The 15,788-nt window shown below is 42.3% G+C and carries 9 protein-coding genes; all 9 read left to right on the top strand.

Annotated features, from left to right (window positions below; genetic code table 11):
- The first annotated feature begins 2 nt into the window (after positions 1-2).
- The 9 genes from EJ103_RS10670 (at position 3) to EJ103_RS10630 (ending at position 15,337) form a co-directional block, all read left to right on the top strand.
- Positions 3-347 carry a cupin domain-containing protein gene (locus tag EJ103_RS10670; RefSeq protein ID WP_004589273.1) on the top strand — a complete coding sequence of 115 codons (345 nt, stop codon included), beginning with the start codon at positions 3-5 and terminating at the stop codon, positions 345-347.
- A gap of 3 nt (positions 348-350) precedes the next feature.
- The gene (locus EJ103_RS10665; protein WP_126007606.1) at positions 351-1,658 is read left to right on the top strand and encodes an MFS transporter; all 1,308 of its coding nucleotides are present in this window, start codon (positions 351-353) and stop codon (positions 1,656-1,658) included.
- Between the two features lie 58 nt (positions 1,659-1,716).
- Positions 1,717-2,649: a sugar kinase gene (locus tag EJ103_RS10660; protein WP_126007604.1), complete on the top strand. Its 933-nt coding sequence runs from the start codon at positions 1,717-1,719 to the stop codon at positions 2,647-2,649.
- 65 nt (positions 2,650-2,714) lie between these two features.
- Positions 2,715-3,332: a bifunctional 4-hydroxy-2-oxoglutarate aldolase/2-dehydro-3-deoxy-phosphogluconate aldolase gene (gene eda / locus EJ103_RS10655; protein WP_024034155.1), complete on the top strand. Its 618-nt coding sequence runs from the start codon at positions 2,715-2,717 to the stop codon at positions 3,330-3,332.
- A gap of 13 nt (positions 3,333-3,345) precedes the next feature.
- Entirely contained in the window at positions 3,346-4,428 is a 1,083-nt protein-coding gene (fbaA, locus tag EJ103_RS10650; RefSeq protein ID WP_126007602.1) for a class II fructose-bisphosphate aldolase, read from the top strand.
- Positions 4,425-5,387, top strand: coding sequence for a class 1 fructose-bisphosphatase (locus tag EJ103_RS10645; protein WP_029772406.1), 963 nt, complete (start codon positions 4,425-4,427; stop codon positions 5,385-5,387). Before fbaA ends, EJ103_RS10645 begins: the two co-directional genes overlap by 4 nt.
- Positions 5,388-5,912: 525 nt before the next feature.
- Positions 5,913-8,648, top strand: a complete 2,736-nt coding sequence (locus tag EJ103_RS10640) for a poly(beta-D-mannuronate) lyase (RefSeq protein WP_126008763.1) — start codon at positions 5,913-5,915, stop codon at positions 8,646-8,648.
- Between the two features lie 78 nt (positions 8,649-8,726).
- A complete protein-coding gene (locus EJ103_RS10635) occupies positions 8,727-11,774 on the top strand; it encodes a TonB-dependent receptor (RefSeq protein ID WP_126007600.1) in 3,048 nt (1,015 codons plus the stop codon).
- Between the two features lie 605 nt (positions 11,775-12,379).
- Entirely contained in the window at positions 12,380-15,337 is a 2,958-nt protein-coding gene (locus EJ103_RS10630) for a TonB-dependent receptor (protein WP_126007599.1), read from the top strand.
- Positions 15,338-15,788: the final 451 nt, after the last annotated feature.

Here is a 15,788-nt window from a genome sequence, read left to right as displayed (position 1 = left end):
GGATGCAAAAGCAAAGTGCACACTTTTCATTTGGTAACGAAACCGAGATTGAAGATTTAGGTAATGGCTTAAAACGCCAAATGCTTGGCTATAACGAAGAGCTAATGGCCGTGAAAATTTGGTTCTCAGAAGGGGCTATTGGTTATAACCATGCGCACAGGCATTCGCAAGTAACGTATGTGGTTGAGGGTGAATTTCACTTTAACATTGATGGCGTAACTAAAATCTTAAAAGCGGGTGATAGCTGTTTTATTCCTCCTTTTGCTGATCACGGTGCAACGTGCCCAACTGGCGGTATACTGATTGATACCTTTAGCCCAGCTCGCGAAGACTTTCTTGAGGAATAACCTATGAAAATTCAAGGCTTACGCTGGTGGGTTATAGTGCTAATTGCACTTGCTACCATTATTAACTACATAGACCGTCAAGCGCTTAGCGTTTTATGGCCAGACATTGTGGAAGAAATGTTCCCTGATGAATCTGCTTTAGAGCGTAAACAAATTTACGCTAATATTTCTATAGTATTCGTATTTGCTTATGCATTTGGCCAAGCTATTTTTGGCAAAATTTTTGACTGGGTTGGCACGCGTTTAGGTTTTGTGCTTTCAATTGGTGTGTGGTCATTAGCCACTGTTGCCCATGCTTTTGCACAAGGGGTGCTTAGTTTAAGTATTTTCCGTGCAATTTTAGGTGTAGCCGAAGCTGGTAACTGGCCCGGTGCAGCTAAAGGTAATGCCGAGTGGTTTCCAACAAAAGAGCGTGCTTTAGCGCAAGGTATATTTAATTCTGGCGCAGCCATTGGTGGCATTATTGCTATCCCGCTTATTGCTTATTTAACCGTGTATTTTAGCTGGCAAATGGTGTTTATATTTGTTGGTGCCTTAGGTTTTTTATGGTTAGTTCCTTGGATTATATTGGTAAAAGCGCCTCCAGGCTCTCACCCTTGGATAAGTGAAGAAGAGCGTGAGTACATTCTTACCGGACAAAGACGCGTTGATGATAACGGTGATGTAACAAGCGATGACGAAGAAGAATATAACCCGTCTACAGGCGAGTTACTCTCTCGTAAGCAAAGCTGGGGCGTAATTATAGCCTCTGCAGCTATCGACCCTATTTGGTGGTTATTTGTTTTTTGGATACCAATTTACTTAAACGAAGTGTATGGCATGGATGTTAAAGCGATTGGTATTTATGGCTGGGTTCCGTATGTAGGCGCTATGTTTGGCGCTTGGTTTGGTGGCTTACTTGCCCAAAACCGCCTTAAAGCTGGCTGGAATACCGATAAAACGCGTAAGCTGACCATCACATTAGGGTGTTTAATTATGTTGCCGGCGCTGCTTGCAATGGCAAACCCAGGCGAGCCGGTAATTGCGGTACTTATTATGGCTGTTATTTTATTTGGTTTTCAAACCGCCATTGGTAACGTGCAAACCTTACCAAGCGACTTACTCGGTAAAAAAGCGGTAGGTACGTTGTCGGGCTTCTCTGGCATGGCCGCTAAATTAGGTGCTGTAGGCCTTACGTCATTGGTACCTATTTTAACAGCGGATGGTAATTATACACCGGCGTTTGTGATAGGCGCGTCTTTAGCGATTATTGCAATGGCAGCTGTATGGATCTTAATTCCAAAAATTGAACCATTGAAAAAGCCTAACTAATTTGTTGGCAATGGCTGTGTTTCTCACAGCCATTTACTACCTAAGGTAAGTGATAATAATGAAAAATATTTACTTTATTGGCGAGTGCATGATTGAGTTAAGAGCGACTGTTCCCTCTACATTGCATCAGTCATTTGCAGGTGACGTATACAATTCGGCAGTTTACTTAAAGCGTTGTTTCCCACAAATCACCACCTCAGTTATTACCGCTTTAGGGGAAGATAACTTAAGTAAAAAAATGCGTGAGCGTTTTACAAGTGAGCAATTAAATACAGATTATGTATTTGCTCATAGCAGTAAAGTCCCAGGTATGTATTACATAGAAACGGACGAGCAAGGCGAGCGCAGTTTTATTTATTGGCGTGATGATTCCGCAGCCAAAAAGGTGGTTGAATTTATCAGCCCTGAGCTTGTTAAGCAGCTGTCATCGGGTGATATGTTTTTCTTTTCGGGTATTTCTTTAGCCGTAATAGAAGAGCAAGCAAGAGCGCAGTTTTGGGACATAGTGAAGCAACTTAAAGCCGCGGGTGTAAAAATAGTATTTGACCCAAATTACCGTGCGCGACTTTGGGATAACGTTGAGCAAACTAAAGCGCAATACCATAGTGCATTTAGCTTAGCCGATATTACGTTACCCGGCGTTGAAGACTTAGAAACGCTTTACAACGTGCAAAGTGTAGAAGCGGTAATTGATTATTTGGCTCCGTACAACATTAACGAAATTATAGTAAAAAACGGCCCCGATTCGGTCATTACAAAAGAGGCTAATACAGTGCAAAGCCACAGTATTACGCCGGTTAAAAACGTTATCGATACAACCTCCGCAGGCGATGCCTTTAACGGCGTGTACTTAGGAGCGCGTTTAGATGGGCGCCCAATTAGCGAAGCGGTTAAGCTGGGCGCGCAGGCTGCCGGCGCTGTTATTCAGCAACCCGGTGCTATTGCACCAAAAGATGTTTTTCAACAAGCCATGGCTAAATCAGGTCTCTAACTGGCTAATTTACTCAATTTATAACACTAAGTAGCACGATTATTTAAAAATAAGGGAAATAACGCATGACTCGCTTTTCTGAACTAATGGCAGGGCAAACTCTGCTACCTATAATTCAAGCAGACACGCCAGAGCAAGGTGTAAACATTGCTAAAGCAATGGCAGAGGCAGGCCTAACTTTGGTAGAAGTTGTTCTTAGAACAGATGCATCAATTGATGCGCTTAAAGCCATTAAAGAACAGGTTCCACAGCTAAAAGTGGGCGCAGGCACCGTTATTAACGAAACAATTTTAAAGCAAGCGCTAGAAGCAGGCTCAGATTTTATAGTTACTCCCGCTGTATCGCCTACACTATTAAGTGAGCTGGTTAAGTGTAACGTGCCAGTATTGCCAGGTGTATCAAATACCGGCGATATATTAATGGCGCTTGAATATGGTTTTGAAGAGCAAAAACTCTTTCCAGCTTCACTTGCTGGTGGTGCGCCGTTTGTCTCTGCTGTCTCATCTGTATTTCGTGCAGTGAGCTTTTGCCCGACCGGCGGCGTAAGCGAAAAAAATAAAATGGATTACTTGTCGTTAAACAATGTATTTGCAGTAGGCGGTACCTGGGTTGCTAAAAAAGAATGGGTAACGCAGGGTAATTGGCAAGCCATTACAGACTCTTGTATCGAGGCTTTAAAATAGCAAGGAGCAAAAAATGAATTATTTAGCCCCAACCATTGCACAAGGCGTTGTTGTTGGCGATGAAGTAAGCGAGGTGTATAAACACGCACGAACGCATCAGTATGCATTGCCTGCTGTAAACGTGGTGAGCACATCGTCAATTAACGCCACCTTAGAGGCCGCAAAAAAAATGAAGTCGCCGGTCATTATTCAACTATCTAATGGGGGAGCGCAGTTTTTTTGTGGTAAAGGTTTAGCACTAGAGGGCCAGCAATCTGCCGTTGTTGGGGCAATAAGTGCTGCACAGTATGTGCATAACGTGGCGAAGCACTATGGCGTTGCTGTCATGCTGCACACAGATCACGCAGCAAAAAAACTACTGCCCTGGATTGATGGTTTATTAGATGAAGGCGAAAAGTATTTTGCACAAACAGGCAAGCCGCTTTTTTCATCGCACATGATAGACCTGTCAGAAGAGCCACTGGAAGAAAATATAGAAATTTGTGAGCGTTATTTAGCGCGCATGGCAAAAATAGGCATGACACTTGAAATAGAGCTCGGGTGTACCGGCGGAGAAGAAGACGGGGTTGATAACTCGCACCTCGACAGCTCTGCGCTTTACACTCAACCAGAAGATGTAGCCTACGCCTATGAGCGACTTAGTAAAATAAGCCCTAATTTTATCATTGCTGCTTCGTTTGGTAACGTCCACGGCGTATACAAGCCTGGCAATGTGGTATTAACTCCTACCATATTACGCGACTCGCAAGCCTATGTAGCTGAAAAATTTAATTTAGAGCATAACGCTATTAATTTTGTATTTCACGGTGGGAGTGGCTCTGAGCACAGTAAAATTGCTGAGTCGCTAACCTACGGGGTGGTAAAAATGAACATTGATACCGACACCCAATGGGCGAGTTGGAACGGGGTATTAAACTACTACCAAGAAAAACAAGGCTACTTGCAAGGCCAAATTGGTAACCCTGATGGCGAAGATAAACCCAATAAAAAATACTATGATCCACGTGTGTGGTTACGTCAGTCGGAGCAGCATATGGTGGCTCGCCTGATCCAATGTTTTGACGACCTTAATTGTGTGAACAGGTATAGCGCATGAAAAGACTGAATAAAGTATTAAAGCAAGATGGGGTTGAAACCGACCTTATCATGTTAATTCGCACGCTATTAGCAACCACAAAAGAAATAGCGTTTAGAGTAAGCCAAGGTGAGCTTGCGGGTGTTTTAGGCTCTACCCTTAACGAAAACATCCAGGGCGAAGTGCAAAAAAAATTAGATGTCATTGCCAATCAGCTGTTAAAAGATACCTTAATTGATGATGATCTTGTAAAAACAGTGGCATCTGAAGAAGAAGATAATGCAGTAGGCGCCCACCCTGATGGCAAATATATTGTGGCTTTTGATCCGCTTGATGGGTCATCGAACATTGATGTTAACGGGCAAATAGGCACTATTTTTACCATTTACCCTGCAAAAGCAGATGTGCCTTACGATAGTGATGAGCAATTTAATCAACCCGGTACTAATCAGGTTTGTGCAGGCTACGTGCTGTATGGGCCATCGTCGTTACTAGTAATGAGCACAGGCGGGCCAACCCGCTGTTATACACACGATTTAACCCACGGTGGCTTTTTGCTTACAAAACCAGAGCTTGCAGTACCGAGTAAAAGCCGTGAGTTCTCGGTTAATATGGCAAATTACCGATACTGGGATGAAGCAACACAAGTTTACTTTGATAAATTACTGTATACATCAGAAGAGTTTGCTAAAAGCTCAATTCGCTATAATGCAGCCATGGTTGGCGATGTGCACCGAATTTTATGCCGTGGCGGGGTATTTATGTACCCGCAAGATACGCGCGCAGGTAATGAAAACGGTAAAATACGCTTACTATACGAAGCTAACCCACTGGCAATGCTTACTGAAAACGCAGGCGGTATAGCCACCTCTAAAGGTATGCGTATTTTAGATATTCAGCCCGATGAGCTGCATCAGCGTGTGCCTGTTATTTTAGGCTCTAGTGAACCTGTGACTTATTTTAATTCTACGGTTTATTAAACCTGACTAAGGCCTCAGTACAAAAGGGCAGTTACTGTATCCTTACGCCTTTTAAATAAAACGTAAGCCACTGCTGACTAATAGTGAGTTAAACGCAGTGGCTACGTTATTTTATATACACATCAAAAATTCATATCTATAGGCTATTACAGTTAAAGCCTTCACGCCTGTATTTTCCACCCCCTATTCTTTATGTGCTTATCGCGCTACGTACTAATACAGAGCAATTCTTTCGGTAAAACCAATTGTTCATAAAGGTTGTTTGTTTATCTATTCGTGAAATTAATATTGGTAATAACGCTGCGTTATTAGGTATAGACGTAAGTTAACTTTCAGTTAATAAAATATGATGAATTTTGAACGAATATAGTGGTAAAAGTGTTTTTATTATGCTTATATTACCAAGTTGGTTAACAATGAAGCGTAAAAATAAAATAATTTGGTAATAACACACTGGGTATTTGGTAAATCACACATAACACCTGCTAAATACTAAACCACACAATTAAGGAGAATAGAGCCATGATGAAATTAAAACATTTTGCATTATGTGCTGTTGCAGCTGCCATTATAGGTTGTGACACGGATTCAAATAATAATAACAACACATTGGGCTCTATTGCTCTATCAGGCACAGCGTTAACGGGCGAAACATTGTCGACCAGCGTAAATGATGCCGATGGTATTTCTGGTGAAGTAAGCTACTACTGGTACGCCGACGGACAAGTTATAAGTGGCGCTAATGACGCAACTTTTACATTAACAGATGAGCAAATTGGTTTTGCAATTACAGCACAAGCACTTTATACAGATGACAGCGGTGTTAATGAGTCACATTTAAGTGAACCCACCGATGAAGTGTCAGCTATTCCTTTTGCTGCCACGGTAGAAATTAACGGTGATGCAATTATAGGTAATGAACTAAGTGCTAATGTAGCGGATGAAAATGGTTTTGATCCGGCGCTTGTAGCATATACATGGTTTGCAGATGATGTTGAAATTGCCGATGGAACCTTAGCAACCTACACTATTACCGAATCGCAACTAGGTAAAGTTATAACTGTAAATGCAGCATTTGAAGATAACAGAGGCTTTGCAGAGTCAGCTACATCAACTGCCACAGCGCCAGTAGAGCGTGCAAATTCAGAAGGGTCGGTGGCTATTGTTGGCACACCTACGGTGGGTAATACACTTACAGCCGAAATAACAGATGAAGATGGCGCAAGCGGCACAATTACTTACCAGTGGTTTGCTGATGAGGTTGCAATTAGTGGTGCCACGCAAAGCACTTACGTTGTAGATGAGTCATTATTAGGGCAATTTATTACCGTGCAGGTTACCTACACGGACGATCACGGTTTTACCGAAGACAACCTTTCTGAGGCAACCATTGCTGTTTCTGCAGAGGCTGTAGATGAAGCGGGTAGTATCACCATTTCAGGGGCTACGCCATATTTAGTGACTAGCGAATTAACCGCTGAAATTAGCGATAACAATGGGGTAGATGAGCAAAACGTTACCTACACTTGGCTTGCTGATGGCGTAGCAATTGCCGATACCAACAGCAGAACATTTACGCCAACTAATCAAGCTGGCGCGATTATATCGGTCACTGCGAGTTATACCGATAACGATGGCTTTTCAAGCACAATTACCGGTGCCGCCGATACAGTAGTGTACACGCAAGTGATAAGCGATGCGGGTGCGCTATTAGGTGCTATTAATGCAGGGCTTGGTGATGGCGATGTGCTTGGTTTAAATACCGGTGTATACGCCGATCTTGATGCCATTATGCTAACCAGCGCAGCAACACTTAAAGCTGTTGAAGGACAAAGCCCGGTAATTAGTGGCGAGCTTTGTATTCATGTAGCCAGTGGGGTTGATGGCGCGGGTATTGAAGGACTTACATTTAAAAATATTGATACTAAAACGGGTGGCTTTTGTGAAACCGAAGAAGATGCCGTTATTTATTCTGAGGGTGACAACTTCACATTTACACAAAATACTATCGATGGTGAAGCAGAGACGTTAAATAACTCTACCTACCATTGGTTAATGCTTAAAGGCGACGCCGCAATGGTTGAGCGTAATACCTTTGCCAACCGCGATAAAGCAGAAAATGGTTCGGTGATAAAAATGTCTTCATCGAGCACTAACCACGTTATTCAATATAACCTTTTCACAGGTACCAGCAGCAACCCAAATTTTGGTAACTCTAGCCTGCACTTAATTAACGCAGGTAGTACAACAGGTACAGGCTCGGCTGATGATGCAAACTTTACTATTCAATATAACCGAGTAGAAAACTTTGTTACAGGCCGACGTTTAATGCGCGTACAAACCTCTGGCGCGACGATTAAAGGCAATACCATTTTAAATCCTAATGGCGGTATTTCGCTTGAAGATGGTGGATTTAATACGGTATCAGACAACATTATTATTCGTACCACTGATATTGCAAGTTCAAGCGATCGCCCTGCCGGCGTGCTAGTTACGCCTTTAGGCCACACTGTAAGCAATAACTACATCGCTGGTATTCGTTCTGGTAATAAAGAAGCCGGTGGTATTGTATTTACCGCTAACCCATTTTCACAAGCTGATGGCGGGGTGCCAAATGGAGGTAACCAAGCTGTGCTTGATGGCGCAGGCGACTTTACCCTTAATGTGACTAATAATACGGTACTTAACTCACAGCAACCATTTGTATTTAGTACAGAAATAGGTTCAAACGCACCTGTTGGAGATTGTGATGAGCTTACCGCAGAAAATGCACCTGTACTGTATGGTTTAACTAAAAATGCGTTTGAAATTAACTTCAACGGTAATTTAAATGCTAATGGGGTTGGCGATCAAACTGATGAAGACACCATTGAAAGCAGCGCGCTTGTTTATGGTTTCTTTTACCCTAACGAGCTGTCGAGCGATCACTCTTTTGAATACGACTGTGACCTAATTAACCATACTGAATCACTGTTCTCTAACAGCTTTGGCTTTAGTGACAGTTATGAGTCGGGCGATGCGAGCGACCTTTGGGTTGATATTAGAAACGTAAATGGCAATGGTGAATACGACACCGATGGCGCTATTGACCAAAACCCAGAAGCAAATGGTAAAGAAATCCCAGAGTTTGTCACTGCTACAAGTACGCTGCTTGAGACTGACTCAAATGGAGCACAAGCCTTAGCAGGTGCAAGAAACTTATACTACATCCAAAGCACTGATGTAGGTGCAGGCTCTACGTGGGTGGCACAAGATGAATAAGCCCACACTGCACATTATTAATACTTATAAAAATAGCAAACTACGCACAACACACACAATGATAAAGGAGAACGCGGCATGTCGTTAAAAATGGATCGAAGACGTCAACATTCTACAAACAGCTCTGTTTGTAATCATTTTGCACTTTCACCTGCTGCTAAGTTAATTAGAGCAAGTTTACTTGCAGGTATGGCAGGTTCATTGTCATTTAATGCTTTTGCTCAGCAAGAAGCCCAAGAAAAAGTGACTGAAGTAGAGCAAGATGTAGAAATCATCAGCGTTACAGGTACTCGTAGAACCATACAAGATCAAATTGCAATTAAACGTGAGGCAACAACGGTTGTCGATGGTTTATCTGCAGAAGATATTGGTGATTTACCCGCGCTGTCAATTGGTGAAGCGCTTGAGTCGATTACCGGTGCCGCATCTCATCGTGAAAACGGGGGCGCTACCGAAATCACCATTCGTGGTTTAGGCCCATTTTTAAGCGCAACCCATATTAATGGCCGTGAAGCTACTAATGGTAGTGGTGATCGCTCGGTTAACTTTTCGCAGTTTCCATCAGAGCTTGTAAAAAAGGTCGCTATTTACAAAACCCAAGATGCTTCAATGATTGAAGGTGGCGTAGCCGGTGTGATAGCACTTGAAACGATTGCCCCGCTAGATTACGGCAAACAACGCGTACAAGGCGAAGTAAAACTAAATTACAACCCAGATGAAAGTAATGTAGAAAACTCACTGCAAAGTGATACAGGCTATCGTGGTACGTTTAGTTATGTTGACCAATTTGAGTTTGCCGATGGCCAAGCAGTGGGTGTGTCTTTTGGTGTGCAGCGCCAAGATATTAGCCAACCAGAAGCAGAGTACAGAAGCTCAAGCCCATCGGGCTCTTCACTTTGGGCATGTTTAAATGACCCAACTAATACGAATGAAGGGTTTTACAGAAGCAGCGCAGGTGATTGTGAAGACCAAGTAAATGGCAGTAACAATCAAGGTTATCAAACAAACATCGACCCAGAAACAGGCAAAGCCGAAAGCGATGGCACTCCATACGCATGGACAGGCAGTAGCCGCAGCTATCGTCAAAATGAAACCTCAGATGAGCGTGATGCAGTATTTATTGCAATGCAATACCAGCCGTCGTCTGAGTGGGATGTTAACTTTGATGCACAAATCTCTGACAGAATACAAAGAGAAGCACGCCACGATTTAATTTTTTTACAAAAACGCGCAACACCTGGTTTAACAGGCCCAACGCTTGTTACTAACGATGTAGGCGGAATTTTACATTGGGAAGGTGAAGAACGTATTGAATCGGCGGGCGAGCAATTCTCACGTGAAGAAAACTACCAAGGTTATGGCATTAATATTGAGCACACGGTAACCGACCGCCTTACTGTAAATCTTGATTTAGCGTATTCAAAAACTGAGCGTGAAGAGCTACAAATTTCTAACCGTGGTAGAACCGCAGACCGTAATTTGTTTAGCTGGGATATGGGCGATGAAATTCCTCACTTCACGTTAACGGACTTTGATGTAACTGATATTTCTAACTTTACAGATAGCTTACGTACACGTTTAGACCGTGAAAACGTTCGCGAAAACGTAGTTAAATCGGCGCGTATTGATTTTGACTACGCGTTAGAGGGCGATATATTTACCAGTATTGAAGGGGGTATTAGAGCCTCAGAACTAAGCTTTATACAGTTTGGTGGTAGCCAAGGTAATGGGTCTCGTACTGAGTACACGATAGGCGATGACTCAGCATTAGAGATACTTCAGGGCTGTCAAATTGACTTCCCAGAATCTGATTTTTTATCTAGCGTATCGGATGGCAACTTAGTAACAAATGTAGATAGTAGCGGTAATGTAATAAGCTCTGGAACAGGTTCTTCGTGGGCGACTTACGATAACGTATGTTTCTCTCAAGCTGTAGCGGCTACAGACGCTGATTATACAGGTGAATTTGGTTACCCTGATGTTGAGTACGAAAATGCCGGTACCATAGATGTTACTGAAAAAACCACCTCAGTTTACTTAATGGCAAACTACGACACCGAAGTATTTGGTAAGTTTATTCGTGGTAACTTCGGCCTGCGTATTGTTGATACTGATGTAACCTCGGTAGGCTTTAGAACAAATTACACTGTAGATGTAGATGAAACTACAGGCGCTGTAACCCTCGATGTAGGGGATTCACTAGAAAGAACCGAAAGCGGCGGTGGTTATACCAAATACTTACCAAGCTTTAACTTAGTAGTTGATTACAGTGAAGACATTTTACTGCGTGCGGGTATTTACCGTGGTATGTCACGTGCTGACCCATCTGATTTAGGCTATGATCGCGACTTTGTAACAGACGATCAATCTGTTGCGCTATCGCTTTCTGACTTATTAACCGTAGATGGTTCAGGTAACCCTGATACTCAACCATTAATGTCATGGAACTACGACTTAGCCTTTGAATGGTACCCTAATGAAGATTCTATTTTAGCGCTAAGCCTATACTACAAACAGTTCCAAGGTGGCTTCCAGCAACAAACTGTGATTGAAGACTATGTGGTTGGCGGTGAAACAGTATCACTACCAGTGACAAATTCGGTAACAACCGATAATGATAGCGATATACTGGGTTTAGAAGCATCGTTCTCGTACCGCTGGGATAATGGTATTGGTGTAAAATTTGGCTATAACTTTGCAGATACTGACTTTGAGTTTGAAGATAGCTTATATGGCGATACATACGTTACCGACCTAGATGGCAATACTACTCAATTAACTGCCGGTATTATTGAACCAGGTTCGGTGCCAGGCTTCTCAGAGCATGTATTTAGTAGCCAACTGTATTACCAAATTGGTGACTTTGATACGGCCATTATTTATAAATACCGTAGTGAATACTTCCAACCTTATACCAGTAATGGTACCCGCTTACGTTATGTTGATGCCGTAGGTGTATGGGAAATGCGCGCATCGTATAAAATTAACGAGCACTTTAGAGTTAAAGCTGAAGCCATTAATTTGTTTAGCGCACCTAAGTCACAAGACTTCTTTGTGGAAGATAACCTAGGTGAAGTAAACGATTACGGTCCACGTTTATTCTTAGGAATGAGCTTTAAGCTATAACACAATAACCAGTGATCCCCACTTTTAAACCCAATTAGCGTATGCCGCTAATTGGGTTTTTTTGTATGTGCGTGTGGGCTATTAACCCTAACCTTTTTGAATTGCGGCGCACTCTCTTAACTAAATCTTGGTTAAACCTTTTTACCTAAAGCGCAGCATTACTAAACTCGGTGTTAGTAACGCTGCGTTATTGGCAAGCAAATTAGTTAGCCAAAAGTCTACTATCTTTATCTTGGTTGACCAATTAATTCGGTAAAAGCGGCTAAATATAAAAATAACGCGGTATATATAAAAAAAATATATCGAGGAGATTGAGGGGGGGGGTAATCTGTTTTTGTGTGTTATTTAACCTTAATTGAGATTTAAAAGCACATTAAATACAAGTGGTTATATTGTGGTCAGTAATAAAAGTATTTTTGTCATGCCGAATTGGCTTTTATTGGTAAAGACTGTTTTTGCTTTTTTTACAAAAAATGGTTTACCAATAGGTTGACCTTTGGTGCTTTTGCTGTAAATATTAAGTTAACCATTTAGATAAATGGTAAGGCGTTTAATAAAAAATATATAGCGAGTTACACATAGCACTGACACACACAGGAAAAACTATGAATCACAAGTTATCAAAAATTACGCTAGCAGTTATATCTGCCACAGCATTAAACCTTTCTATGTCCACACACGCACAGGAAGCCAAGCCAATTGCAGAAGATGATGTAGAGATCATCGAAGTATCTGGCATTCGTCAATCACTTACTAATGCACTTGCTGAAAAACGCTCTGCAGATAGCCTAGTTGAAATTATTCAGTCAGAAGATATTGGTAAATTACCCGATCAAAACCTCGCTGAAGTATTAGAAAACGTAACGGGTATTCAAATTACACGCCAAGCGGGTGTAGGCACAGGTGTACAAATTCGTGGTACCGATGCTAACCGTACCGAAATTAACGGTGTATCAACGGTGGGCTCAGGCTCTGGTCGAAGTGGTATTAGCTTTGAAGATGTATCAGCGTCAATTATTTCAAGCTTAGAGGTAATAAAGTCGCCTGAAGCGAAAACGATAGAGGGGTCTGTAGGCGGTACTATTAACCTTAAAACGATTCGCCCACTGCATTTAGGTGAGCAGCTAGCCACTATTAGAGTGCAAGGTGAGCACAGTAGCTTAAGCACTGATAGCGGTTTACAACCACGTTTTTCGGGAACTTTTGCTGATAACTGGGAAGGTGATTACGGTAAATTTGGTGTGTTAGTGAGCGGCAGCTACGCAGAGCAAGATGTAACGGCGTTTCGCCCACGTGCAGATAGAGATAACATTATCACTGCAGATAGCGGTGTAGCCAGCGCTCAGTCTTTTGACTTTTTACCAATTCAATTTTTTGTACAAGATTACGATAACTACGAATACGAAACTAAAAACTTTGTAGGTACCATTGAATGGGCGCCTAACGACAACACAAAGTTTTATTTTGATGCTGTGGTTAACGATCAAGAACGTCGCCAAGAAAGTTCTCGTGTACAGGCTTCTGGTGTAAGTGCGCTTAATGATATTTCGGTTCCTGATGAATTTGAAACCGTAAACTTAGGCTCACTTGGCGGTACCAACCTTGGGTCTATTCAAGCGGCCTTACGCGGTGTCATTCCGGTTAATTTAGAAAACGATGATGACGATCCTAACCTTCGTTTTTCAAGTGATACAAACTCGCGTGTTACCGACAGTAATATTTTTAGACTCGGTGGCGAATGGCAAGGCGATAAGTGGTTTGTTAGTGCTGAAATTGCTTCGTCATCTTCAGATACAACTACGCCTAGCTTTAATACAACGCTTAACTTTATTAACCCTAATGTGCCGTTAGATGCTGGTGGCGGTAATGATAATAGTGTGCCGTTTGAGTATGACTTATCAGGTGGCGCATTGGCATTTGGTATTGCAGAGGGGGCAGAGTACGCGCCAACGGTTGAACAACTACTAGACCCTGCAAATGTAGTGCTACGTGATGTAAATATTGGTCAAGATACGGTTGAAAACTCTGAAGATGCGTTCCGTATTGATTCAACCTATTACACAGACTCAATTGTAACCTCTATTGATTTTGGTTACCGCTACAGTAAATCACAAAGCAAACAAAACGAAATTACCTCAAGCATTGGTTTAAGAACCATGGCTGATAGCCCAACAGGTGATTTATTTGCCGACTTATTAGTGGCAGGCCCAGATAACTTTAACGAAGCTGATGGCCGCTCGTTATACATAGGCGACTTTTTATTAATTGATCCAGAGCTTGTGGCGTCAGACCCTGATGCGGTACTTGCCACATTACAAGCAGCGATGACTGCGCATGGTTCAAGCAAAACATTAAATGCACCTACTTCAAGTTCTGCAGGTTTTTTTGATATAGAAGAAATCACCCATGCGCTATATGCACAAGCTAACTTTGAGTACAAAATGGTACGCGGTAATATTGGCGTACGTTACATTCAAACAGACGTAGAGTCTACGGGTAACTCAGTTACTCAAGATGGTAGTGGTAATGAACTGGTAACGCGTATTACCAATGAATCTGACTATGACTTTATTTTACCTCGTTTAAACCTTGTCGCTGATGTATCGGAAGATGTACTTGTGCGATTTGGTGTAGGTAAAGATATTCGTCGCCCTGATTATAACGACCTATCAACGTCTATTACTTACAGCACAAGTCCAAATGACGAAGTTGGATTTGGTAACCCAGCACTGAAACCTGAAGAAGTACTGTCTTACGATTTATCGGCAGAGTGGTATTTTGCAGAGGCAAGTGTATTTAGCGTAGGTATTTTTCATAAAACCCGTAAAGACTTACACGTAAATCAGTTAACCTCGCCAGTTGAAGACCCTGTAACAGGGTACCGCGACTTAACAGACCCATGTGAAGGTGGCGGTATATTTAACCCCATTGCAGATATAAACGTATTTGGTCCTGAGAATGGCCGTGGCGTATGTGTTGGTACAGAAACAAAAGTAAACGATAGTGGTGAAACTACCCAAAAAGGGATTGAGTTTGCCTTTCAATATGACCTATCAGGCTTTGAAAAAGACCTAGGGTGGGCATCTGGCTTTGGTGTATTAGCTAACTATACAATTCAAGAGTTCTCAGGTGGTGAAACAGAAAATTCAGCAACCTCAAGAGCAAGTAATGTATTTGCAGCAACCACCGGTACGCCAGGTATTGAAGTAAGTGAAATTCAAGGCTTACTTAACCTTTCTGAAAACGCGTATAACTTTACGCTGTACTACGAAAAATTTGGCCTATCAGCACGTATGCGTTACACGTGGCGTGAAGGGTATCGTTCAAATGACTTTGGTAGTACGTCTAGCTTCCCTTGGGGTTTCCCAGTGGTACAAGAAGACCGTGGCCAGCTTAATGCAAGTATTAGCTACGATGTGAACGAGCAACTTAATATTGGTTTAGAGGCTGTAAATATTACTGAATCTGAAATTAGCCAATCATGTATAAACGAAAGCGCACTATTGTGTTTCCAAGGTCTAACTGACCGTCGTATTACATTGGGTGCAAGTTACCGTTTTTAAAAAGTATGTTGAGAGTGTGTAGCCTTTGAACGGGCACTCAAAAGCAAGCCACATGGCTTGCTTTTTTTTACCTAAAATTAGCCGCAGTTAGGTGGTTAATAAAGGGCCGTGGTTCTTTGTGTTGGGGGTAAAAATGCACCTGTTTGCAAAAAATAAAGTGTGTGTTGTATTACTTGTTGGTTGTAGCGCATTCCCGTGTGGCTTACATCAAGGGTAATAAAATCACGCATATTAGTAGGGCGTGTTGGTATTTGATGGTTGAATTTGCAGCAGTGTGTTTGGTTTTTAGGCAAGGCAGAGCCTGTGAAGTGTGGTTATTCCCCATAAATAGGCGATAACGCTGCATAAATGCCAAACATGCGCTGCCCTTTGGGTTCTGCCTAGGGGCGATAAACTCTTTGTTGCCTACATGGATGTAGGTAAGGGGCGTGAGCAGGACGCGGAAGCTTTA

It is taken from the genome of Pseudoalteromonas sp. Xi13, from assembly GCF_003952205.1.
In the GTDB taxonomy this organism is placed as follows: Bacteria; Pseudomonadota; Gammaproteobacteria; order Enterobacterales; family Alteromonadaceae; genus Pseudoalteromonas; species Pseudoalteromonas atlantica.
The sequence above is the reverse complement of the archived record's forward strand: the minus strand, read 5'-3'. Positions and strand labels throughout refer to the sequence as shown.

Bases quoted from the DNA above. Each gene is read 5' to 3' on its own strand.
- EJ103_RS10640 (WP_126008763.1), top strand. From the start codon at position 5,913: ATGAAATTAAAACATTTTGCATTATGTGCTGTTGCAGCTGCCATTATA.
- EJ103_RS10635 (WP_126007600.1), top strand. From the start codon at position 8,727: ATGTCGTTAAAAATGGATCGAAGACGTCAACATTCTACAAACAGCTCT.
- EJ103_RS10660 (WP_126007604.1), top strand. From the start codon at position 1,717: ATGAAAAATATTTACTTTATTGGCGAGTGCATGATTGAGTTAAGAGCG.
- EJ103_RS10665 (WP_126007606.1), top strand. From the start codon at position 351: ATGAAAATTCAAGGCTTACGCTGGTGGGTTATAGTGCTAATTGCACTT.
- EJ103_RS10670 (WP_004589273.1), top strand. From the start codon at position 3: ATGCAAAAGCAAAGTGCACACTTTTCATTTGGTAACGAAACCGAGATT.
- EJ103_RS10630 (WP_126007599.1), top strand. From the start codon at position 12,380: ATGAATCACAAGTTATCAAAAATTACGCTAGCAGTTATATCTGCCACA.
- EJ103_RS10645 (WP_029772406.1), top strand. From the start codon at position 4,425: ATGAAAAGACTGAATAAAGTATTAAAGCAAGATGGGGTTGAAACCGAC.
- eda (WP_024034155.1), top strand. From the start codon at position 2,715: ATGACTCGCTTTTCTGAACTAATGGCAGGGCAAACTCTGCTACCTATA.
- fbaA (WP_126007602.1), top strand. From the start codon at position 3,346: ATGAATTATTTAGCCCCAACCATTGCACAAGGCGTTGTTGTTGGCGAT.